The sequence below is a fragment of the Pseudomonas matsuisoli genome, from assembly GCF_014647635.1.
GTDB classification, from domain to species: domain Bacteria; phylum Pseudomonadota; class Gammaproteobacteria; order Pseudomonadales; family Pseudomonadaceae; genus Pseudomonas_P; species Pseudomonas_P matsuisoli.
Map to the genome: position 1 here is coordinate 200,282 of NZ_BMPO01000001.1, position 21,488 is coordinate 221,769.

Here is a 21,488-nt window from a genome sequence, read left to right on the forward strand (position 1 = left end):
TTTCCACACGGTATGAAAGGCGCTGCATTCTAGCGCAAACGATGCCGACACGCAGCCTGCTACCTGACAAGGTAGACGGTAATGCGCGCTCCGGTAGACGTCGGGGACATCGCAAACTCTGTCGCCCGACTACAAATCTTGAGTGAACGGGACTGTCCGCACAAAGCGATCCGCCGACGGTATGGCGAACATGGCCCTTTGCGTATACTGCTCCGATGTTTGCCCAAACCATGCTCCGCTCGCGTCGTGCCATCGTGTCCATGGCGATCGGAATCTTCCTGTTGCTCGGAGGCTGCAGCCCGCCTGCACAGCCTACTACGCTCGAGCGCGTCAAGGAGGAGGGAACGCTGCGCGTTATCACCCGCAACAGCCCGGCAACGTATTTCCAGGACCGTAGCGGCGAAACCGGTTTCGAGTATGAACTGGTCAAGCGTTTCGCCGACGAGCTCGGGGTTCAGCTGCAAATCGAAACTGCCGACAGCTTCGAATCTCTGTTCACTCGATTGAGTGCGGACGGCGGTCCGGTGCTGGCTGCCGCGGCCTTGGTGAAGACCGAAGGCCGGCTTGCGCAGGCGCAGTTCTCGGACACGTATCTCGAAGTCACGCCCCAGATCATCTATCGCGAAGGCCAACCTCGCCCTACCCAGGTAAGAGACCTGCTCGGCAAGCGCATCATGGTGCCCAAGGGCAGCAGTCAGGCCGAGCAATTGGCCGAGTTAAAACGTGAGCTGCCGGACTTGACCTGGGAAGAATCAGACGAAGTCGAAATCGTCGACCTGCTACGAATGGTCGACGAAGGTCAGATCGACCTGACCCTGGTGGATTCCAACGAGCTGGCAATGAACCAGGTGTATTTCTCGAAAGTCCGCGCGGGTTTCGATTTAGGGGATGCGCGAGGCTTGAGCTGGGCGGTCGCGGCTGGCGAGGACCGGAGCCTGCTCGATGAAGTGAATCGATTTCTACGCGACACGCGGGAAAACGACTTCCTGGAGCGGCTGACGCAACGCTACTACGGCCATGTCGATGTCCTTGGCTATGTTGGGGCGTACACCTTCGCGCAGCACTTGCAGCAGCGGTTGCCGAAATACGAGCAGCAGTTCCGCGCTGCGGCCAAGACCCATGGCGTCGATTGGCGGCTGCTCGCCGCGGTCGGTTACCAAGAGTCGCTCTGGCACCCCAGCGCGACCTCCAAGACGGGCGTACGCGGGCTGATGATGTTGACGTTGGATACAGCACAAGCCATGGGCGTTTCCGATCGGCTGAATGCCAAGCAAAGCATCGAAGGCGGCGGGAAGTATTTCACGCTTATCAGAGACGGCTTGACCGAAGACCTCACCGAGCCGGATCGCACCTGGTTCGCGTTGGCGGCATACAACATTGGCATCGCCCATTTGTCAGATGCGCGCAAACTGGCCGAGGCCGAAGGGCTCGACCCGAACAAATGGCTGGACGTGAGCAAGATGTTGCCCCGCCTCGCCCAGAAGCAGTGGTACAGCAAGACCCGTTACGGCTATGCCCGTGGCGGTGAAACCGTTGCCTTCGTCCGTAACGTTCGGCGTTACTACGACATTCTCACTTGGGTCACTCAGCCGCAGATGGAAGGCAATCGATTGGCCGAAAGCGGCCTGCACGCACCTGGCGTCTCCAAGGACAAGCCCGAGCGCGAACCCAGCCCACCGCTTTGACCGAATTTTGAAAATCGCGAATTACGCAAAAATCGGGTTTTGAGAATTCACTGTAGGAGCCCACTTGTGGGCGATCGCGTTCGTTCAGACCGCTTCTATTACACCTAGATCGCCCACAAGCGGGCTCGTACAAATACCCTAGCGCCCGGTACATTTTTCAAACGATAGCCCGCGCCACGGACGGATAAGACGATTACAACAGGACTTCAACCTCTACGGGCCTTGAAGAACGCCTTCAGCATCTCCCCCGCCTCCTCCGCAAGCAGTCCGCCCTCCAGCAGTACGCGATGATTCAGGTAGTCCTGATCGAAGAATTGCGAGCGACTGACAACTGCGCCCGCGCGTGGCTCGCTGGCCGCGAACACCACGCGCTGAACACGGGCATGGACGATCAGCCCTGCGCACATGCTGCAGGGTTCGAGCGTGACATAGAGCGTGGTTCCGGGGAGTCGATAGTTCTGGGCCTGCTCTGCCGCCATGCGGATGGCGACCATTTCGGCATGCGCACTAGGATCGTGACGCGAGATGGGGCAATTGAAACCACGACCAATGATCTCGCCGTCACGCACCAGAAGCGCGCCCACCGGTACCTCGCCGATTGCCGCGCCTTCTGCGGCAAGGCTCAGCGCCTCGCGCATGAAATGCTCATCGCGACTTCGATCGACAATCAGTGGCCTACGCACGTCAAACCACCGCGATCGCGGCCATCAAACCGGTTTCCATGTGGTCGATGACGTGACAGTGGAACATCCAGACACCGGGGTTATCCGCCACCAAGGCCACACGTGCGGTTTCGTTCTTACCGAGCAGGTAGGTATCGGTAAAGTACGGCTCGATCTTGCGCCGGTTGGAGGAAAGCACCTTGAACGTCATGCCATGCAGGTGGATCGGGTGGAAATACTGCGCCATGTTGCGTAGCTCGAAGATGTAATGTCCGTCTTTTTTCAATGTCGCGATGGGGCGATCGGCGCAGGTCTTGTCATTGATATCCCAAGCCTCCCCATTGATTTGCCAGTACTTCGCCGGCCCTTGATCGTTTTCGCTCGCCAGGGTGGCAGACCATTCGAAATTGAAACGCAGCAACTCCGCGCGCTCCACGTCCGGTTCGGCGATGGGGTTGGGCGGTAGCGCCGGCGGCCAATCGGCACCCTCTTCCGCTTGCGGCGCCACCCCGCGCAAGCTCGCCAAACGCAGCGGACCATTCTTCAGGGGGCGCACTACGTCATCCGTCATCCGGACCGCCACATCCAGACGCATGCCTGGGCCGAGCCAATATTCTTCTTCCAACGGACGCGGCGCGACAGGATTGCCGTCGATGGCATAGACCCGAGCGTCGACATCCGGGAGATTGAGCCGGTAGGTCACAGTATTGTCCAGATTGAACAGGCGTAGCCGCACCACCTGCCCTATCGGCAAATCGATCGTGGGTATCGATACGCTGTTGATCGTGGTCAACCGACCGCGCGTGCCCTCCCGCGCGGCCTCACGCGGAACGCTGAACGCAGTGAAAGCGCCTTCTTTGTCGACATGCCAGGTCTTGAGATTCAATGACCGCTCATGCGCGAAACCTGTAGGTTCGCGCTCCTCGACAATCAGCGGGCCAACGAGCCCGCGGCCCAATTGTTCGCTACTCGTGGTGTGTGGGTGATACCAAAAACTTCCCGCATCATGACACTGGAACTGGTAGTCGAAGTACTCGCCAGGCAGCACCGGCGCCTGGGATACATAGGGCACGCCGTCCATTTCCAATGGCAGGCGTATGCCGTGCCAATGAATGGTGGTCTCCTGGTCGAGCTTGTTGATGAAACGAACACGCAGCCAATCGCCTTGGCGCACACGCAACTCGACACCCGGCACCTGCCCGTTGTAGCCCCACGCCTGCGTCGTGTGACCCGGTACCAATTCCAGATCGAACGGCGCAGCAATTAGCTCGTAGTCATGGGTCGTCGCCGTCAGAGGACGGCCAAGCCAGTACCGGGCACCGCCTGCGCCAGCGCCGACAATACCCACCCCGGCGATCCCAGCCAGCACCTGTCTCCGGGAAAATTTCATGGCCTGCTCCTTACCGTGTGACGGTCTTACGGGCGAACGATAGAGGCGCTGTTAGCCGACCCGTTCGTGCAGTCCGCACACTCTTGAAAATGACAAATTGCAGATCGCCCTTGGCGGCTTAGTCGAGGCGGCGCCTGACCTTTCGGGCCGTCATCAGATACACCGGCAGCCCCGACACCAGCACGATCAAGGCCGCGTATGGTGCGGCAGCGGCATATTCCAGTACGGTCGTATGCGACCAGAACGCAGTGGCTAAGGTATCGAGCCCGGTCGGCCCAAGCACGAGCGTTGCGGTCAGCTCCTTCAGGGTATCGAGGAATACGAGAACGAAACCGGCGGCAATCGCGGGAAATACGATGGGCAGCGTGACTTTCAAGAAGGCAGTGAGCGGTTTGCAGCCCAGTGTACGCGCGGCTTCTTCCAGTTGCGGCGATGCTTTCTCCAGTGCGGTCCTTATCGGGGCCTGCGCCATCGGCATGAACAGAAGCGCATAGGCCACCAGCAGCAACAGCGTCGTTTGGTACAGCGCGGGAACGTAACTCAGCGCGACGAATACTAGCGAAAGCGCCACGACCAAGCCGGGCACAGCCTGTAGCAAATACGGCAAACGTTCCGCCGCCTGCGCGAAACGTCCCTTGTAGCGGACGACGACGAATCCTACCGGCAACGCCAATGCACAGCTCAACAATGCGCCACCTAAAGACAAATAAAGCGATGCGCCGAGGGTCTCGCCAATACGCGCCAACGGGAAGCTTGCAGACGTGCCCTCGGCCACCCAATAACCCAGCATGACCAACGGAATAACGCAGCCGACCGTGACCAGCGCCAGCAGCATCGCTTGGACGACCCATTGCCAGCGCCCGAGCGATACGCTCGCCGGCTTTCTGGCGACACCCTGACCAATACGCGCAAAGCCGCGGCCCCGGAGACGTATCTCCATCCACAGCAGTACCAGACACATCGCCAACAGTACTGCAGACAGCATCGCCGCCTGAGTACTGCTGAACTCGAGTTCGAACTGCTGATAGATCGCAGTGGTGAACGTCTGGAAGCGCAGGATCGACAACGCCGCGAACTCGATTAGCATGTGTAACGCCACCAGCAAACTCGTGCCGAGCAATGTCGGCTTCAACAGCGGAAACGTCACCCGCCAGAACGCGGTTCGCCGGTCGTAGCCAAGCATGCGCGCGGACTCTTCCAAAGACGCATCCAGGCTACGCAGGGCCGCAGCGACCGGCAGATACACGACCGGGTACTTGGACAGCGTCATGATCATGACCGCCCCGCCGAGCCCCTCGAACTCCGGCCCGATGGAAATCCAGGTAAAGCTGCTGACGAAAGCCGGGATCGCGAAGGGCAGACATAGCAACACGTTCCAGTACCGCCGCCCCCGCAAATCGCTGCGTTCCATGCACCAGGCCAGCGCGAGCCCGATAACCGCACATAGCGCAGTCACCAGCACCAGTAGCATAAGCGTATTGACGAGTAATCCGCCTACGAACGGTCGCCACAACAGTCGCCAAGCCGACTGCCAACCCGATTCCCAGGTGCGTACGATGACGAAAAGCAACGGCAAGGCTGCGACGATCCCGACCAGCAGGACCGGGAGCTGTAGCCAAATAGGGGGCCGGCGCGCGACACGAGCGCGGCCACTTACCGGCGCCTCGGCCAGCACGCTTGCCTGATTCAGCATGTCAGTTCAATCCGACTTCACGCTCGAGCTCGAGAGCATCTTCGGCAAGACCGATTTGCGCCGGGGTCAATTGCGGGGGCTGCAGCTCGTCGAACGGTTTCAGCAGCGGATCAGCGGCAACGTTCGGATTCACCGGGTATTCAGCCGACTTGCTCAATACGGCCTTTTGCCCTTCTTCGCTGATCATGAACGCCAGGAACTGCTGCGCTTCCTTCGGATGCTTGCTGGCTTTGACGACCGCAGCACCCGAAACGCTGACCAAGCCGCCCGCGTCGCCGTTGCTGAAATAGTGCAGCTTCGATTTGAGCTGACCCTTTTCCTTGTGCAGGGCGGCCCAGTAATAGCTGTTGACCAGCGCCGCGCCGACCTCGCCGTTCTCGACGGCTTTCATGGCAGTGACGTTGTTCATGTAGGTGCCGCCGAATGCCTTGAGGCCGATCAACCATTCTTCGGTCGCCTCGCGTCCGTCGAGCTTGATCATCGCCGCCGTGTGCCCGAGGAACTCACCGCTGCTGGGCACGAAGGCAATCTTGCCCTGCCACTCGGGGCCGGCGACATCGCGGGCACTTTCCGGCAGATCTTCTTCGCTGACGAGATCCGGGTTGTAGGCCATGACGCGCGCCCGCAAGGTGATGCCCAGCCAGTAACCGTTGTCGTCGACATAACGGGGATCGACCTGAGCCAGTGTCGCATCGTCGACCTTGGCGAGAAGTCCGTCTTGCGCCAGCTTGATCAACGGCGGCGCTTCTTCGGTATAGATGATATCGGCGGGCGAACGCTCGCCTTCCACCGTGATCTGGTTAGCCAGCTGTCCACCGCCGCCTTTGCGGATTTGCACCTTGATGCCGGTTTTTTCCTCGAACGCCTTGGCTACCGCGACACCGGTGGCTTCATGCTGACCGTTGTAGAGCGTCAGGGTGACCGGATCGGCCATGGCGTGCCCAGCCAGGAGCGTGCCAACCAGAGTGGCTGCCGCCAGCCGTGCAACAACGTTGAGCGGTCGCGTATTCATGGATAAACCGTCCTCCTGAGAACTTCTGAAACGTGGGGGCCGGCAGTATAAAGGCGCAAAACCCGGACTGCACTTCATTCTCATCAACTGCCTTTCCAAAAAAAAACCGCCCAAACAGGGCGGTTTTTCTGAGACGCGGAAAATTAGCGCGTCAAGTGCAAGTAATGGCGATGCCGCTCGTATTGGTCGAGCACGTCGCCAATGACGCCATTCAAGCTCCAGCCCATGATGTCGTAGTCCTGCCCACCTTCACGCAGATGCACTTCGGCCCGGAAGTACTTGCGCTCTTCCTGATCCTTTTGATCGCGAGGCACCAGAACCGGCTGTGCGTAGGCTTTCGGATGAACCGAATAATGGAAGTCCAGATGTTCGCCGTGCATCACATCCAACGAGATATTGTTCTTCTCATCGCGCGACACCTGCACCTCGTAACCATGCTTGCCCAACTCCGCCGCCACGGCTTCGAAGGCCGGCTCGACGGTGTCGTCGATGAAGCGCATCACGTGGTTACGGCGCGGCATCATGATCATGTTGCGCAAGCGGCGCTGCCAGTTGTCGCCACTCGAACTTCCACCACTGGAAAGGTTGAGGGCCTGGTGTCGCAGCGACTGCTTGGCTGCATCACGCGACAACGCTTTGAACAGGCCCCACAGTGCGATGAGCAAGATAACCGAGAACGGCAGTGCCGTGGCGATGGTCGCGGTTTGCAGCGCTGTCAGCCCGTCGGCCAGCAATAGCGCAATCGCAACGACGCCCATCGACGAGGACCAGAAGATACGCTGCCAGACCGGCGTGACTTCCTTACCCCCGGACGCCATCAGATCGACCACCAGGGCTCCGGAATCCGCCGATGTCACGAAGAAGACGATGACCATCAACACGGCGATGCCTGACACGACCTTACTCAGCGGCAACTGATCAAGAAATGCGAAAAGCGCGATGGAACTGTCAGCATCGACCGCATCGGCCAATGAGGTCACGCCATTCGCCAGGATCAGATGGATGGCGCTATCGCCGAAGACCGTCATCCAGAACAGCGTGAAGCCAGCCGGTACGAACAGGACCCCGCAGACGAATTCACGAATGGTGCGACCACGGGAGATACGCGCGATGAACATACCCACGAACGGTGACCATGCGATCCACCACCCCCAATAGAACAACGTCCAGCCACCCAGCCAATCGGTTGGCTCATAGGCGTAAAGATTGAACGTCATGCTCACGATATCGGACATGTACGCGCCGATGTTTTGCACGAAGGTCTGCAGCAGGAAGATGGTCGGCCCCAGCACGAGCACGAACAGCACCAGAAGCGCGGCTAACCCCAGATTGAGCTCGGAAAGGATGCGGACACCTTTTTCCAAGCCAGTCGCCACGGACAGCGTGGCAAGCGCGCAGGTCCCGATGATCAACATGATCTGGACTGGAATGGTGGGCTCGATACCAAACAGGAAATTCAGACCACTACCGATCTGCGACACACCCAACCCAAGCGACGTCGCAACGCCCATGACGGTCCCGATGATTGCCAGGATATCCACGGCATGCCCGATAGGCCCGTGGATACGATCCCCGATCAGCGGATACAGCGCCGAACGCAGAGTCAGTGGAAGGTCGTGGCGGTAGGCGAAGAACGCCAAGACAAGTGCCACGACGGCATAGATCGACCAGGCATGTAATCCCCAATGGAAGAACGTGATCTTCATCGCCTCACGAGCGGAATCGACCGTTCCCCCCTCCCCAACAGGCGGACTGATGAAGTGCATGACAGGCTCGGCAACTCCGAAGAACATGATGCCGATGCCCATGCCTGCAGAGAACAACATGGCGAACCAGGTAACGTTCTTGAAATCGGGCTCGCTGTGGTCCGGACCTAACTTGATGTCACCGTACCGACTGATAGCCAGGAAGATGACGGAAATCAGGATGATGCCGACAGCTAAAATGTAGAACCAACTGACGTTGGCAAGAATCCAGGCCTGTACCGCGCCAAATAACGATTGTGCTGACTCAGGCGCGATGATCGCGAACAGCACCAGCGCGATGATCAATCCGCCCGAGGTGTAGAACACCGGGGGATTGATCGTACGTTCGGGTTGTATTTCCAAGGCGTAACTCCTGTTGCGCCCTGCACGAATGCAGGTTTAAACGGTGTGTGCAGTGATGACTCGGTGGCATCACTGATTACCAGACAAGCGTAGCATCTGATAATTCGGCTTTTTTACCTGCCTTCGCACACAGGCTTCTGGATGACGTCATCGGAAGCACTGTTCCAGAGCCTGCGCTTGCGGCGGCAGCTGCACATCCGGAGAATTGCGCGCTTCCCATAAAACAGACTGAGCGCCAAACCATGGTGGAGCAACCATCCCCCAAGGTACGCCCTTCTTCGCGTACCGTTTTATTGATCGAACTTGCGCTTGCTGTAGGTGGTTTTGCGATAGGAACCGGCGAATTCGCCATCATGGGCTTGATGCCTAATGTCGCGCACGGCCTTGGCATTACCGAGCCGCAAGTAGGTCACGTCATCAGCGCTTATGCGCTCGGTGTGGTAGTCGGCGCGCCAATACTCGCCGTGCTTGGCGCCAAACTGTTGAGACGCCACCTGCTATTACTGCTGATGGCCTTTTTCGCGCTGGGCAACTTCGCCAGTGCCATGGCGCCGGACTACCACTCGATGCTCATTTATCGCTTCATCGCGGGCCTGCCGCATGGTGCGTACTTCGGTGTCGCGGCCATCGTGGCGGCAGGTATGGTCCCACCGAACCAAAGGGCGAAAGCGGTGAGCCGGGTGATGTTGGGCCTGACCGTGGCAATGCTCATCGGTAATCCCGTTGCGACACTGATCGGCCAGATGCTCGACTGGCGCTGGGCATTCGCGCTGGTAGGCGCGATCGCGCTGCTCACGGTCCTGCTCGTCTACATCTATCTGCCCGTCAACCGTGAGGAAAAGCGCAGTGATCCGCTGCTCGAGCTCCGCGCGTTCAATCGCGCACAGGTCTGGCTGGCACTCGCTATCAGCTCGGTAGGCTTTGCCGGGATGTTCTGTGTATTCAGTTACCTTGCGCCAACGATGCTCGAGGTCACTCAGGCGCATCCGACCTGGATACCCTTCGCACTGGCGGCCTTTGGACTGGGCGGCATTCTCGGCAACATGTTCGGCGGCTGGCTGTATGACCGGATGCAATTCCGCTCGGTAGCCTGGCTGCTGGCCTGGAGCGCCTTGGTGACGCTGATTTTTCCCATCGCTGCCCAGTCGCTATGGACCGTGCTACCCGCAACACTGCTGGTCGGCACGATGGTGTCGTTGTCACCCGCGCTGCAAACGCGGCTAATGGACGTCGCAGCGGATGCACAAACTCTGGCTGCCGCCTCTAATCACGCCGCCTTCAACGTTGCCAATGCCCTTGGACCATGGCTTGGCGGTATGGCAATCACGGCAGGATTTGGCTGGACATCGACGGGCTACGTTGGAGCGATAACAGCCGTGATCGGGCTGCTCGTGTTTTTCTATGCGTGGAATCTCGATGGCAAGCAGACGCACGGCGCCACCGCGCAGAGCGACCACTGAGAGACACCCGGGCGGCGATAGCACCGCCCAGCCCTTGCCTCAATTGACCGAGTAGCCACGCCCGGACAAGCACGCTCCTAGCGCTCTGCGATAGGTATCCGAAATCGAGGCCCCCGGCGCGGATGTCGCCGAAGCCGGATCGAATCCGCTTTGGCTCACCGCCCACGTATGACACTCGTAACGGTCCCGCGCCTGCTTGTCAGCGTTCTGGCCCTGCGCGGGATACGCAATCACATCATAGTTAGACACCGGGGCGCTCTGCGCCGCTACCGGCGGAGCCACTACAACATATTCACGTTGGTTGGTGTTCCAAAGGTAATAGGTACCGGCTGCAAGGAAGTACAGCGTGCTGCCAATCCAGATTTCCCGGGCAGCATCAGGTAAACCATGTCCATGTCTTGGCCCTGGATTGAAGTGCGGGCCGCCGCCATGCCAATCCGGTCCGCCTCTCGGACCGCCCGGTCCACCAGGGCCACCAGGCCCCGCAATCGCGGGCGTGGCTGCGATTACGGCCAACGTCAGAACAAGGCCTCTGCTAAAGCGACTCGACAGCACTTCTTATCTCCTGGGACGTGCGGACTACGCACCTGCTGGATGAGTATCCCTGGAATAAAAATGCGGCGGGGTCAGGAGATCGTAAGGACGATGTAAATTCTACACATCTCCGAATGCCCCCCGCGGCGGCATCGAACCCAACGCGTACACCACGCGATGAAAACGACTAACATCCACGCTACCCTACCCAGCGGAACCGGAGCAGCATGAAACGAAGCCCTTACGTTCTCATTCCCGCAGCACTACTCGCCCTTAGTGCCTGCGCGAGCAAACCGTCCGACACGGTAACCCTCGATCAAGACAAGACTCAGTCCTGTGCGCCTCTTGTCCTGCAGAAAGGTCAGACGCTGATCCTCACGCTGCCGAGCAATCCGACGACAGGCTTTCGCTGGACGTTGAGCGAGGATGCCTCGCCGCAACTGCGCAACCTTGGACCCGAGGTCTATACCAACCCCGAAGAAGAAGGCCTTATCGGCGCCGAAGGCACCTCAACCTGGCGCTTCAGAGCGGCCGAAGTGGGTCGCGCGCATTTGAAACTGGCCTACCAACGCCCTTGGGAAACGGCCGAGCCAGCTTCGCAGTCCGTGGATTGCGCGTTGGAAGTACGCTAGTTCCGAATCTGCCGTTCGACTGGTTAAAATGCGCGCCCCCTGAACGACCGCCGGGCCTTTGCCGTGAGTGATGATGCCGACCGCCTGTTTTCCCACCCCATGACTCGGGTACAGGACTTCGTATTCAACGAGGACGTCGTTCGCGTCTTCCCCGACATGATCAAGCGCTCGGTGCCCGGCTATCCCACGATCGTCGAAAACATTGGCGTACTGGCGGCGCGCTTCGCCCAACCTGATACCTATCTGTACGACCTCGGCGCGTCGCTCGGCGCGGTCACGCAAGCCGTAAGACGGCACGTGAAAGCGGAGGGTTGCCGCGTGGTCGCTCTGGACAACTCGAAGGCCATGGTCGAGCGCTGCCAGGAATACCTCAAGGCGCAAGACTCGATGTTCCAAGAGCTGCTACCTGTCGAGGTCGTAGAAGCGGACATCCTCGAGTTCCCTTTCCAGCCCGCCTCACTGGTGACGATGAACTTTACGCTGCAATTCATCGACCCGGAGCGCAGGGGCGAATTGCTGTCGCGCATTCGGGCGTCGCTGCTCCCTGGGGGCGCCCTTGTGTTGTCCGAAAAATTGCGTTTCGACGACGATAAGGAACAGGCTCTGTTGAACGACCTGCACTTGGACTTCAAGCGCGCCAACGGTTACAGCGAGCTGGAAATCGCGCAGAAACGCGCCGCCATCGAAAACGTCATGAAACCTGACAGCCTTGACCAGCACCGCGCGCGCCTGCACGACGCCGGGTTCAGCCAGGTCGTGCCTTGGTTTCAATGCCTTAATTTTGCCTCTTTGATTGCCCTTCCATGATCGATCTTTCTCCTCTGGCGGCGCGCTTTTCGCGTACGCCACTGGCCCAATGGGCCGCGAGCCTGCAACAGCAGTTCGACGAAAAATACGCCATCGGCCACGGTGATCTCGCTCGCTGGCAGCACGCGGTCGATTCGATTCCAATGCTTGCGCTTGAAGACATCGAGTTGGTGGACGCACTGTGCCTTTCCGGCCCCTGCTCTGTCGCGCAACACGCACAACTTGAGCAGGCGCTTAAAGGCCTCATCCCGTGGCGCAAGGGCCCTTTTCATCTATTCGGCGTACACGTCGACACCGAATGGCGTTCGGACTGGAAATGGCAACGCGTCGCGCCGCACCTCGACCTTGCGGGCAAACGCATTCTCGACGTGGGCTGTGGCAACGGCTATTACATGTGGCGGATGCTGGGCGCCGGGGCGGATAGCGTCGTGGGCATCGACCCTAATTGGCTGTTTTTCTGCCAATTCCAGGCCATGTGTCGCCTGCTTCCCGATCGCCCTGTCTGGCAATTACCCATAGGCCTGGAAGATCTACCCCCGCGCCTGGAAGGCTTCGATACCGTGTTCTCCATGGGGGTGCTCTACCATCGGCGCTCGCCGATCGACCATCTCCTCGAACTCAAGGACTGCCTCGTGAAGGGCGGCGAACTGGTCCTGGAAACGCTGGTCATCGAAGGCCAGGTGAACGACGTACTCGTTCCCGAAGACCGCTATGCGCAGATGCGCAACGTCTGGTTCCTGCCTTCCGTACCCGCGCTCGAGTTGTGGCTGCGCCGCGCGGGCTTCGTCGATGTTCGCTGTGTGGACGTCAGCGTCACCCGTGTCGAAGAACAACGCAGCACGGAATGGATGCGCTACCAGTCGCTGCCAGATTTCCTTGATGCCGATGACCCTTCGCTCACCATCGAGGGCCTGCCCGCACCCATGCGGGCGGTGCTGGTGGCACGCAAGCCTTAACGCCCTTCGACCGCGTCGCGCATCATGCTTTCCAACACGGTGGTGAAGCGTTGGCTCAAGGTGCTTTCAGCCGTGTGCGCAGGGTGCAAGAGGTAGCTGGAAAACCGGAAGTCCGGCGAAAAGGGACGGACCTGGATGCCAGTGTGGCGGTATTCGCTGGCAACCCAGGGGCTCACGAGACTGACCCCCATGCCCATCCCAACCATCATGCAGATCGTCGCGGCGAAGTGGGTTTCCAGGCTGAGTAGACGTTTCACACCGACACTCTGGAAAAAATGATCGATCCGTAGCCGCGTACCATCGCTGTGAAGCAGTGATATGAATTCCTCGCCAGCCAGATCCTCCACGCGTATGACCGAGGCCGCACTAAGGTGGTGTTCAGGCGGCAGTATGCAGACGCCCGGCACGTCACAGATCAACTCTGGAACGATGCCCGGCGTCTCGTCACCTACGTAGGTCACCAAGCCGAAGTCACAAAACTGCGACGCGGCCCAATGCGCCACGGTTGCGGAGTCGCTGGTATGCACGGAAACAGCGACCTTGGGGTATAGCTGACGGAAGCGCTGCACTACCCGAGGGAGAATGGTCAGCGACATGGACGGGACGGCCCCGATGCGCAGCCGCCCCGTGCCGACCTGACGAATCCGTTGGACCGACTCTTCGAGACTCTTCAGCCCGACAAAGGCCCGTTCGACGTCACGGAAGAGCGCCTTGCCCTCCTCCGTCGGCATGAGCCTTCCCGCAAAACGCTCGAACAAACGAAAGCCACTCGCCCGCTCCAACTGCGCGATTAGCCGGCTGATATTCGGCTGTGAGGTGTGCATTGCCTCCGCTGCGGCAGTCATCGATCCTGAAAGCATGACTGCACGAAACGCTTCCACCTGCTTAAAGTTCATCGTCGCCCCATATCATTTCCGTATGGATGCTTAGCATATTGGGATTTGTCAGCATGAGGCAGTCCCTATAAACCTATAGGCGAGTCATGGCTAACATGGCATCGCCCACAACAAGGTCGATTGCACTATCGCGACAGACGATCAACTCGACCCGTGCTTCGCTTTTCTCCCTGCCAAAACAAACGCGCACTGTCTTCTGAAGACGGCTGCGCCTAGAAAATTGGAGACGAACATGTACCGCACCACCCTTGCAGCACTTCTTCTTACCCTCGTAGGCGCCGCACAGGCGGCTGAAATGCCGCCGCTACCGGAGTCCATCAAGGAGGTCGGCAAGATCAACGCCGGCGTCCGCTGTGATCAACCTCCTTACGGTTACCAAGACAGCAACGGCGAGTTCGCCGGTGTTGAGGTGGAAATGTCTCGTCAGCTCGCCGAATGGGCTTTCGGCTCGAAAGACAAGGTCAGCTTTACCTGTGTGACCGCCGAAAACCGCATCCCACAATTGATGGGTCGTAAGGTCGACGTACTCATCGCCACGCTCGGCGTGACGCCTGAGCGCGAACGCGTAATCGCCTTCTCCAAACCCTACCGCTGGGGCGCGAGCGATGTGCTGGTCCGCAAAGACAGCGGCATCGACAGCATCGCCGACCTGAATGGCAAAACACTGGTGACCCTGAAGGGATCGGTACAGGCGAAGTGGTTCGAAGACCGCCGCCCCGAGGTGAAGACTTTGCGCATGAACAGCGCGGCCGACGCCCTGCAGACCTTCCGCCAGGGCCGTGCGGATGCCTATACCCACGATGCTGCAACGCTGGTTGTGGTTACCGGCAATGACGAATCGGTAAAACTGATCGGCGAGCCCTTCCAGATTTCCGACGCCGCCATTGGCCTGCGCAAGAACGAAGCCGAGTGGCAGACTTACCTCACCGCCGCGGTGGATCGTATGCATGCCGAGCACCTGTTCCGCCCATGGGTCGAGAAGTACGTGCCGGAGAAAATCCGCAGCTACTACCTGAGTGTGTTCGAGCAGCCACGTCCCGCTGAATCCGTCGAATAAGCGGGCCCTGCCATGGACTTCGATGTCAATTACCTGATCGAGCAGTGGCCCGCCCTGCTCGACGGGGTCCTGATGACGCTGCAGGTCTCCCTGCTCGCCATCGGGTTTTCGCTGTTGATCGGCGTGGTGGGCGGTGCGATTCGCCTGTTCCGCCTGCCGCTGCTGAGCCAGATCGTCGTGCTTTACGTCGAGCTGATCCGCAACACGCCGATCCTCGTGCAACTGTTCTTCATTTTCTATGGGTTGCCTGCCGTAGGGCTGGGGCTGTCCCTCTACTGGTCCGGCGTTCTTTGCCTGTCCCTGTGGGCCGGTGCTTATCAGATCGAGAACATTCGCGGCGGCCTGGCCACGGTGGAACGCGGCATGCTGGAAGCAAGCCGCGCGCTCAGCTTACGACCGACTCAGTACTTCTGCCTGATCGCCCTGCCCATCGCGGTACGAACCAGCCTGCCAGCGTCGCTGAACACCGCGATCTCGCTGTTGAAGAACTCGTCCTACCTGCAGGCGATCGGCTTGGCCGAGCTGACCTTCGTAGCCGTGGATCGTATCGCCACGGATTTTCGTGCGATCGAGATGTTCTCGGCCATTTGCGTGATCTACCTGTCGCTGGTTGCAGTGCTTGCGTTACTGACCGGGCGACTGTCGGCCTATCTCCAACGTCCCTTCCAGCACCAGTGAGGACCGGATGAGCTTTTTCATCGAGAACTGGGGCTTCATTTCCAAAGGCTTGCTCATGACGATCGAGCTGGCGCTGGTGATCTTGCTGTTCACCACCGTCATCTCGGTCATATTGGGCGTGCTGGCGACGTTGCCCAACAAATTGCTACGAGGCGTCATTCACGCCTACGTCGAGCTGTTTCGCTCGATACCGCTGATCGTCAACGTGTTCTTCATCTTCTTCGGTGCGCCCATGTTTGGGCTCGACCTCACCCCATTCGCTGCCGTTACCACAGGTCTCACACTGTGGGGCAGCGCCAACGGTATCGAGATTGTGCGCGGCGGGTTGGAGTCAGTCGCGCGCCATCAATGGAAGAGCGCCTGGGCGCTCGGCCTCAAGCCCTGGCAGATCTACCTCTACGTTATCGGGCCACAATCGCTGAAGGCCATCCTTCCGGCCTACACGGGGCTGCTGACGCTGCTCGTACAAGCCACGTCTCTCGGCGCCCTGGTCGGTGTGACCGAGTTCCTCAAGACCGGCCAAACCATTATCGAACGCACCACGATGATGACCGGTGCCAGCCCGGCCTTCGAGGTGTACGGAATCGTATTGCTCGTCTACTTCGTCATTTGCTCCGCACTCAGCTGGCTAAGCCGGTATCTGGAACGCCGCCTCAACCGTTCCTCCATCCGCTCGGCACACTGAACGCCCTTATCGAGAGAATCGCCATGCACGCATCTAAAGTCAGCCGCCGCCTGAAAGAAGCCACCGCCCCGGAAGTCTGCGAATACATCTACCAACCACGCCTCGCAGGTTTCGCCGAAGGATTCGGCTATCTTGGCGATGTCAACAAGGCGCACATCGTCATGCTCGCCGACAGCGGCCTGATCCGTCAGGAACACGCCGCCGCTCTGGCAAAAGGCGTACTAGACATGGAAACCGTCGGCCCGAACGCCGTCGAGCTTGACCCGAATCGTGAAGATGCTTACTTCAACTACGAAGCGCATTTAATGGAGCAAGTTGGCCACGACATCGGCGGGCGCTTGCACACGGGCCGCAGCCGCAACGACATCCTCGCCACCATCGATCGCCTACGCGGCCGCGATGTGTTGCTCGAACTGATCGATACGCTGATCAGCGTTCGCCGCACCGCGCTGGAAAATGCGGGGCGCTACGCCGAAGTCGTGATGCCTGGCTATACGCACCTCCAACCGGCTCAGCCGATTACCTACGGTTTTTATTTGGCAGGCGTCGCACAAGCGCTCGAACGTGACTCCCGGCGTCTGACCACGACCCTGGAAAGCATGAACCAAAGCCCGTTGGGCTCGGCTGCCTTCGCAGGCACGCCATTCGCTATCGATCGGGCGCGCTCCGCAGAACTGCTAGGCTTCGATGGCTACCTGGACAATACACTCGATGCCATTGCGTCACGTGATTTCATCCTTGAAAGCATGTCGCACTTGTCCTTGCTGGCGGTCTTCTGGAGCCGTGTCGCCCAGGATTACTTCACCTGGACGACGCATGAGTTCAGCCTGGTCGAATTCCCAGACAGCGTGGCTGGGACGTCCAGCATCATGCCGCAGAAGAAGAATCCGGTCGTTCTGGAATACCTCAAAGGCCGCAGCGGCCACATCGTGGGCCTGCTGATGGGCGCCAGCATGACCATCAAGGGCACCAACTTTACCCATTCGGGCGATGCCAATCGCGAGGGCACACGCGGTTTCTGGGAAGCCGCCGAGGAATCGGTCCGCTGCCTGAAGCTACTCGAACTCGTTCTGCGCACTGCCGCACCGAAGGCAGAACTGACGCTGCGTCGCGCCGCCGAAGACTTCTCCACCGCTACCGCGTTGGCCGACCTGATGGTGCGTGACGCCGACCTGTCGTTCCGCGAAGCGCACCATATCGTCGGTGCAGTGGTTCGTCAGGCGATGGATGCCGGTCAACACGCAGATCAAATCACTGGCGAGATGATCGATGCGGCTGCCCAGGATCAGATCGGTCATCCTCTGAACCTCGACCCACAGCGCATCCGCGAGTGCCTCGACCCAGTTGAAAACGTCAAGGCGCGTAATTCCGCTGGCGGCCCAGGCATCAGTTCGCTGAGCGCAACACTGGAAGCCGCCAATGCACGCCTGACACTGGACGCTGGGCAGAACCAGGTTCGACACCAACGGCTTGCCTCCGCCAAGGCGCGCCTGCAGAACGCGACCCAGGCGCTTGCCCGATGAGCGACGCCCTGCTCTCGGTCCGCGACCTGCGCAAGCGTTTTGGCGAACACGAGGTCGTCACGGGCGTAGACCTCGACGTCGTCCAGGGTGAGGTCGTGGTCATCATCGGTCCCAGCGGTTCGGGCAAGTCGACGTTCATCCGCTGCCTGAACAGCCTGGAAGCCCCCAGTGGCGGCACGGTGGTGATCGATGGCACCACCGTCAGCGCAGGCGATGCCAAGGCACTCGATCGCCTGCGCAAGGACGTGGGTATGGTGTTTCAGGACTACACGCTGTTTCCGCATATGAGCGTCATGGCAAACATGACGCTGGCACCGGTAAAGCTGGGGCGGATGAAACGCGCTGAAGCCGAGGAGACGGCATTGAAGCTGCTCGATCGCGTTGGGCTTCGTCACAAGGCCGATGCCTATCCCTCGGAGTTGTCAGGTGGTCAGCAACAGCGCGTGGCCATCGTTCGCGCATTGGCGATGAAACCCCGACTGATGCTTTTCGACGAACCCACGTCGGCGTTGGATCCGGAAACCGTCGGTGACGTGTTGAACGTAATGAAGGAGTTGGCGCGCGAGGGCATGACCATGATCGTCGTCACCCACGAGATGGGTTTTGCCCGGGAAGTTGCGGACCGCGTGGTGTTCTTCGATGCCGGCAAGGTAGTCGAAGCCGCGCCGCCCACTGAGCTGTTCAACACGCCGAAGGAGGCACGCACTCAGCAGTTTCTCGCCAATGTGCTGCATTGATGCGAGGGGGCTCAGTTGGCTCGGGCGGAGCCAACCGAAGCTGCAGCGCGAAGCCTTCGATGGTCAGGCAAACGACATTGGCCACGCTACACCATGAATACAGAGCATGTGCGATGCCTTGGGCTCGCGCTTCGCGACGTGTTTCAGAATGGTGAGTAATTGAGAGCGCTTAGCTCAATTCCGGTAACAATTGCGAATCCCTTATTCGATTTCATCGTGTAACCTCTCGCGCCAGGGTGTCGCCGTAATATCACGGTAAGGCAGGTTTAACATTGCGCAGGTCGGGCCGCCGCGCGGAGTGCCTGCGCCTATGCACCCTGAAAGCTCTCGTGTCTCCCAAGCCCAATCGCCATTCTTCATCCGTTTCCTTCATGCCGAATCGTCTGGTGGCATCGTCCTGATCATTGCGGCAGTGCTTGCGCTGATCGTGGCCAATTCGTCCCTGTCGGGCGCTTACTTCGATGCCCTGCACGTCTACGTCGCCGGTCTTTCGATCCACCATTGGATCAATGACGGCCTAATGGCAATCTTCTTTTTGCTGGTGGGTCTCGAGATCAAACGGGAACTGCTGGCTGGGCAACTGGCTACATGGGAACGACGTGCGCTACCGGGATTTGCCGCATTGGGCGGAATGCTCGCCCCCGCGTTGGTGTACGTCTATTTCAACGCCGGTAGTGAGCAAACCATGGCCGGCTGGGCAATCCCAGCTGCAACCGATATCGCGTTCGCACTGGGCGTGCTATCCCTGCTGGGCAAGCGCGTGCCCATTTCACTGAAGGTCTTCCTCTCGGCGTTGGCCATCCTCGACGACCTAGGTGCAGTGCTGATCATCGCCATGTTCTACACCAGCGAACTGTCGGTCTGGATGCTGGCGGGCGCGCTGGCATGCGTCGCGGTACTCATGGTGCTCAACAAGAGCGGCGCGACCCGGTTACTGCCCTATCTTCTGGTCGGCGCCGTGATGTGGTTCTTTACCTTGAAGTCAGGGGTTCATGCGACCTTGGCGGGTGTCATCCTGGCGCTGTGCATCCCTATCGCAGGTAAATCCGAAACGGACGATTCGCCGCTGATGTCGCTGGAGGGGAAGCTTCACCTGTGGGTGGCCTTCCTCATCGTGCCGGTATTCGGCTTCGCGAACGCGGGCGTATCACTCGCGGGCTTCTCGGTCGAGTCTCTGCTGAGTCCAGTGTCGATGGGTGTCGCGCTGGGGCTGCTCTTGGGTAAGCAAGTGGGCATTACCCTCTTTTCGCTGCTAGCCATCAAGTCAGGCGTTGCACGACTCCCACAGGGAAGCAGCTGGCTTCAGCTGTACGGGATCGCTTTGCTGTGCGGTATCGGGTTCACGATGAGCTTGTTCATCGGCATGCTGGCGTTCCCCAACACCCCCGCGCTCGTCGACGAAGTAAAGGTGGGCGTATTACTGGGTTCGCTGCTCTCCGCGGTTTTGGGCGTCGCGGTGCTGTTGCTGGCCGCCAAGCCAGCACGTCACCCTGCTACCCGATAGTCCACCGGCTACTGCGCCGCCCTGACCTCGTCAGGGCGTTTCCCCGGAATCTGCTGTTTCGTTCGCGGCCGTGTACGAAACAACAGACCTAGCAAATATCAGAAAACAAAAAACCCGCCGAAGCGGGTTTTGCCGACCACGTCCCGGTGTCCTTACCGGGCTGCCATCCTGGCGGTGGTGCCTCATCCTTGAGCGACCTGAGCACGTCCTGTGCTGCAGTTGTTGGAACGAGATTCTAGGTATCCGCCAGGCTCAAGAAAATGGCACTTCGTGGATTCGTCTTGTAAGCCATTGGCTATAGTCAGTCGTCGCTGATCTGTATGTTCGGCATCGCAACCGCGTGTCTACCAGCCTGCGCAATGCGCGCGCCGACGTGCCGAGCCGTTTCCTGGTAGATCATCGCGATCTGGCTTTCGGTGTCGGCAACGACTGTCGGCTTGCCACTGTCCGCTTGCAGCCGTATCGCCATCGACAACGGCAAGGAGGCCAAAAGGTCAACGCCGAACTGAGCAGCGAGCTTTTCGCCACCGCCTTCACCGAACAAATGCTCCGCATGGCCGCAATTCGAGCAAATGTGCACCGCCATGTTCTCTACGACGCCAAGCACCGGAATGTTGACTTTGCGGAACATTTCCACGCCTTTCTTCGCATCGAGCAATGCAAGGTCCTGCGGCGTCGTCACGATCACCGCGCCCGCGACCGGTACCTTCTGTGCCAGCGTAAGTTGAATGTCGCCCGTGCCTGGTGGCATGTCGATAACCAGGTAATCCAGATCGTTCCAGGCCGTTTGAGTCACGAGCTGCAGCAGCGCCCCGGAAACCATCGGGCCACGCCAGACCACCGGCGTGTTGTCGTCGGTCAGGAACGCCATGGACATGACCTGTACCCCGTGCGCTACCGGCGGAATGAAGTACTTCTGGTCCTTCACCTGTGGCCGCGTGCCTTCCGGCAAGCCAAACATGATGCCTAGACTCGGGCCATAGATATCGGCATCGAGGATTCCGACCTTGGCACCTTCTCGGGCAAGTGCGAGCGCGAGGTTGGCCGCGGTCGTCGATTTGCCGACACCGCCTTTGCCAGATGCAACGGCAATGACGTTCTTGACGTTGCTCAGCGCAGGCACCTGGTCCTGAGCCTTGTGGGCCTCGATGACACAGTCGACCAGCACCGAAGCGCGCTCTACGCCTTCCAGGTTTTCAATAGCGATTTGCAGGAGCTGGGCAAGGCCATTCCGGAAGAGGTCCGCGGCGTACCCCAATGTAATGCGTACGTTGACCTGGCCACCGTTGATGTCGATCGCACGTAGACAGTCTGCGCTGATGAGATCCTGCCCTTGATGCGGGTCGATGTATTGGCGAAGCGTCGCTTCCACCGCGTCGCGGCTGATGGCACTCATAGAAACTCCAGGCAGGTGATCAAAAATAAGTTCGGAAACTATCGACATGCATAGTATCGAGAGACGGCAATAG

At 59.6% G+C, this 21,488-nt stretch carries 19 protein-coding genes; 11 read left to right on the forward strand and 8 right to left on the reverse strand.

The features are described from left to right. Nucleotides 1-215 precede the first annotated feature (215 nt). On the forward strand, nt 216-1,685 hold the full coding sequence (gene mltF / locus IEY47_RS00895; RefSeq protein ID WP_188981258.1) for a membrane-bound lytic murein transglycosylase MltF: 1,470 nt from the start codon (nt 216-218) through the stop codon (nt 1,683-1,685). A gap of 206 nt (nt 1,686-1,891) precedes the next feature. On the opposite strand, the gene tadA is transcribed toward mltF, so the two are convergent. From tadA to IEY47_RS00920, 5 genes are all read right to left on the reverse strand, one after another. Then, nucleotides 1,892-2,368, reverse strand: coding sequence for a tRNA adenosine(34) deaminase TadA (tadA, locus tag IEY47_RS00900; protein ID WP_188981259.1), 477 nt, complete (start codon nt 2,366-2,368; stop codon nt 1,892-1,894). A 1-nt stretch (nt 2,369) separates the two neighbouring features. Beyond that, nucleotides 2,370-3,737 (reverse strand): multicopper oxidase family protein, encoded by a 1,368-nt coding sequence (locus IEY47_RS00905; RefSeq protein ID WP_188981260.1) that lies wholly within the window; start codon nt 3,735-3,737, stop codon nt 2,370-2,372. A 118-nt stretch (nt 3,738-3,855) separates the two neighbouring features. Then, nucleotides 3,856-5,430 (reverse strand): ABC transporter permease, encoded by a 1,575-nt coding sequence (locus IEY47_RS00910; protein ID WP_188981261.1) that lies wholly within the window; start codon nt 5,428-5,430, stop codon nt 3,856-3,858. A gap of 1 nt (nt 5,431) precedes the next feature. Then, nucleotides 5,432-6,442, reverse strand: a complete 1,011-nt coding sequence (locus IEY47_RS00915; RefSeq protein WP_188981262.1) for an extracellular solute-binding protein — start codon at nt 6,440-6,442, stop codon at nt 5,432-5,434. 143 nt (nt 6,443-6,585) lie between these two features. Next, a complete protein-coding gene (locus IEY47_RS00920; protein ID WP_188981263.1) occupies nt 6,586-8,550 on the reverse strand; it encodes a BCCT family transporter in 1,965 nt (654 codons plus the stop codon). Between the two features lie 242 nt (nt 8,551-8,792). Here IEY47_RS00920 and IEY47_RS00925 point away from each other — a divergent pair, with 242 nt between their 5' ends. After that, nucleotides 8,793-10,010, forward strand: coding sequence for an MFS transporter (locus IEY47_RS00925; RefSeq protein ID WP_188981264.1), 1,218 nt, complete (start codon nt 8,793-8,795; stop codon nt 10,008-10,010). A gap of 39 nt (nt 10,011-10,049) precedes the next feature. Here the strand turns inward: IEY47_RS00925 and IEY47_RS20455 are convergent, their stop codons facing one another. After that, on the reverse strand, nt 10,050-10,562 hold the full coding sequence (locus IEY47_RS20455) for a hypothetical protein (protein ID WP_373293505.1): 513 nt from the start codon (nt 10,560-10,562) through the stop codon (nt 10,050-10,052). A 209-nt stretch (nt 10,563-10,771) separates the two neighbouring features. Between IEY47_RS20455 and IEY47_RS00930 the strand changes: the two genes are divergently transcribed. The 3 genes from IEY47_RS00930 to cmoB all read left to right on the forward strand — a co-directional run bounded on the left by IEY47_RS00930 (nt 10,772) and on the right by cmoB (nt 12,939). Next, nucleotides 10,772-11,176, forward strand: coding sequence for a protease inhibitor I42 family protein (locus IEY47_RS00930; RefSeq protein ID WP_188981265.1), 405 nt, complete (start codon nt 10,772-10,774; stop codon nt 11,174-11,176). Between the two features lie 63 nt (nt 11,177-11,239). Further along, nucleotides 11,240-11,983, forward strand: coding sequence for a carboxy-S-adenosyl-L-methionine synthase CmoA (cmoA, locus tag IEY47_RS00935; protein WP_188981266.1), 744 nt, complete (start codon nt 11,240-11,242; stop codon nt 11,981-11,983). Then, entirely contained in the window at nt 11,980-12,939 is a 960-nt protein-coding gene (cmoB, locus tag IEY47_RS00940) for a tRNA 5-methoxyuridine(34)/uridine 5-oxyacetic acid(34) synthase CmoB (protein WP_188981267.1), read from the forward strand. Before cmoA ends, cmoB begins: the two co-directional genes overlap by 4 nt. On the opposite strand, the gene IEY47_RS00945 is transcribed toward cmoB, so the two are convergent. After that, nucleotides 12,936-13,835, reverse strand: coding sequence for a LysR substrate-binding domain-containing protein (locus IEY47_RS00945; protein ID WP_188981268.1), 900 nt, complete (start codon nt 13,833-13,835; stop codon nt 12,936-12,938). The genes cmoB and IEY47_RS00945 overlap by 4 nt on opposite strands. Before the next feature lie 232 nt (nt 13,836-14,067). Between IEY47_RS00945 and IEY47_RS00950 the strand changes: the two genes are divergently transcribed. The 6 genes from IEY47_RS00950 (at nt 14,068) to nhaA (ending at nt 20,019) form a co-directional block, all read left to right on the forward strand. Next, nucleotides 14,068-14,892: a transporter substrate-binding domain-containing protein gene (locus IEY47_RS00950; RefSeq protein ID WP_229779121.1), complete on the forward strand. Its 825-nt coding sequence runs from the start codon at nt 14,068-14,070 to the stop codon at nt 14,890-14,892. 12 nt (nt 14,893-14,904) lie between these two features. After that, nucleotides 14,905-15,570: an amino acid ABC transporter permease gene (locus IEY47_RS00955; protein WP_188981269.1), complete on the forward strand. Its 666-nt coding sequence runs from the start codon at nt 14,905-14,907 to the stop codon at nt 15,568-15,570. Between the two features lie 7 nt (nt 15,571-15,577). Further along, nucleotides 15,578-16,255 carry an amino acid ABC transporter permease gene (locus tag IEY47_RS00960; RefSeq protein ID WP_188981270.1) on the forward strand — a complete coding sequence of 226 codons (678 nt, stop codon included), beginning with the start codon at nt 15,578-15,580 and terminating at the stop codon, nt 16,253-16,255. Nucleotides 16,256-16,278: 23 nt separating this feature from the next. After that, nucleotides 16,279-17,778: an argininosuccinate lyase gene (argH, locus tag IEY47_RS00965; protein WP_188981271.1), complete on the forward strand. Its 1,500-nt coding sequence runs from the start codon at nt 16,279-16,281 to the stop codon at nt 17,776-17,778. Beyond that, nucleotides 17,775-18,515, forward strand: a complete 741-nt coding sequence (locus IEY47_RS00970; RefSeq protein WP_308426265.1) for an amino acid ABC transporter ATP-binding protein — start codon at nt 17,775-17,777, stop codon at nt 18,513-18,515. Before argH ends, IEY47_RS00970 begins: the two co-directional genes overlap by 4 nt. A 310-nt stretch (nt 18,516-18,825) precedes the next feature. Then, nucleotides 18,826-20,019, forward strand: a complete 1,194-nt coding sequence (nhaA, locus tag IEY47_RS00975; protein WP_188981272.1) for a Na+/H+ antiporter NhaA — start codon at nt 18,826-18,828, stop codon at nt 20,017-20,019. A 301-nt stretch (nt 20,020-20,320) separates the two neighbouring features. Here the strand turns inward: nhaA and apbC are convergent, their stop codons facing one another. After that, nucleotides 20,321-21,415 (reverse strand): iron-sulfur cluster carrier protein ApbC, encoded by a 1,095-nt coding sequence (gene apbC, locus IEY47_RS00980; protein ID WP_188981273.1) that lies wholly within the window; start codon nt 21,413-21,415, stop codon nt 20,321-20,323. Nucleotides 21,416-21,488: the final 73 nt, after the last annotated feature.

What these genes read in the sequence shown, in the direction of transcription:
- nhaA (WP_188981272.1), top strand. Translation starts at nt 18,826, where the DNA reads ATGCACCCTGAAAGCTCTCGTGTCTCCCAAGCCCAATCGCCATTCTTC.
- IEY47_RS00970 (WP_308426265.1), top strand. Translation starts at nt 17,775, where the DNA reads ATGAGCGACGCCCTGCTCTCGGTCCGCGACCTGCGCAAGCGTTTTGGC.
- IEY47_RS00960 (WP_188981270.1), top strand. Translation starts at nt 15,578, where the DNA reads ATGAGCTTTTTCATCGAGAACTGGGGCTTCATTTCCAAAGGCTTGCTC.
- argH (WP_188981271.1), top strand. Translation starts at nt 16,279, where the DNA reads ATGCACGCATCTAAAGTCAGCCGCCGCCTGAAAGAAGCCACCGCCCCG.
- IEY47_RS00930 (WP_188981265.1), top strand. Translation starts at nt 10,772, where the DNA reads ATGAAACGAAGCCCTTACGTTCTCATTCCCGCAGCACTACTCGCCCTT.
- IEY47_RS00910 (WP_188981261.1), bottom strand. Translation starts at nt 5,430, where the DNA reads ATGCTGAATCAGGCAAGCGTGCTGGCCGAGGCGCCGGTAAGTGGCCGC.
- IEY47_RS00950 (WP_229779121.1), top strand. Translation starts at nt 14,068, where the DNA reads ATGTACCGCACCACCCTTGCAGCACTTCTTCTTACCCTCGTAGGCGCC.
- IEY47_RS00905 (WP_188981260.1), bottom strand. Translation starts at nt 3,737, where the DNA reads ATGAAATTTTCCCGGAGACAGGTGCTGGCTGGGATCGCCGGGGTGGGT.
- IEY47_RS00955 (WP_188981269.1), top strand. Translation starts at nt 14,905, where the DNA reads ATGGACTTCGATGTCAATTACCTGATCGAGCAGTGGCCCGCCCTGCTC.
- IEY47_RS00945 (WP_188981268.1), bottom strand. Translation starts at nt 13,835, where the DNA reads ATGAACTTTAAGCAGGTGGAAGCGTTTCGTGCAGTCATGCTTTCAGGA.
- IEY47_RS00915 (WP_188981262.1), bottom strand. Translation starts at nt 6,442, where the DNA reads ATGAATACGCGACCGCTCAACGTTGTTGCACGGCTGGCGGCAGCCACT.
- cmoB (WP_188981267.1), top strand. Translation starts at nt 11,980, where the DNA reads ATGATCGATCTTTCTCCTCTGGCGGCGCGCTTTTCGCGTACGCCACTG.
- apbC (WP_188981273.1), bottom strand. Translation starts at nt 21,415, where the DNA reads ATGAGTGCCATCAGCCGCGACGCGGTGGAAGCGACGCTTCGCCAATAC.
- mltF (WP_188981258.1), top strand. Translation starts at nt 216, where the DNA reads ATGTTTGCCCAAACCATGCTCCGCTCGCGTCGTGCCATCGTGTCCATG.
- IEY47_RS00925 (WP_188981264.1), top strand. Translation starts at nt 8,793, where the DNA reads ATGGTGGAGCAACCATCCCCCAAGGTACGCCCTTCTTCGCGTACCGTT.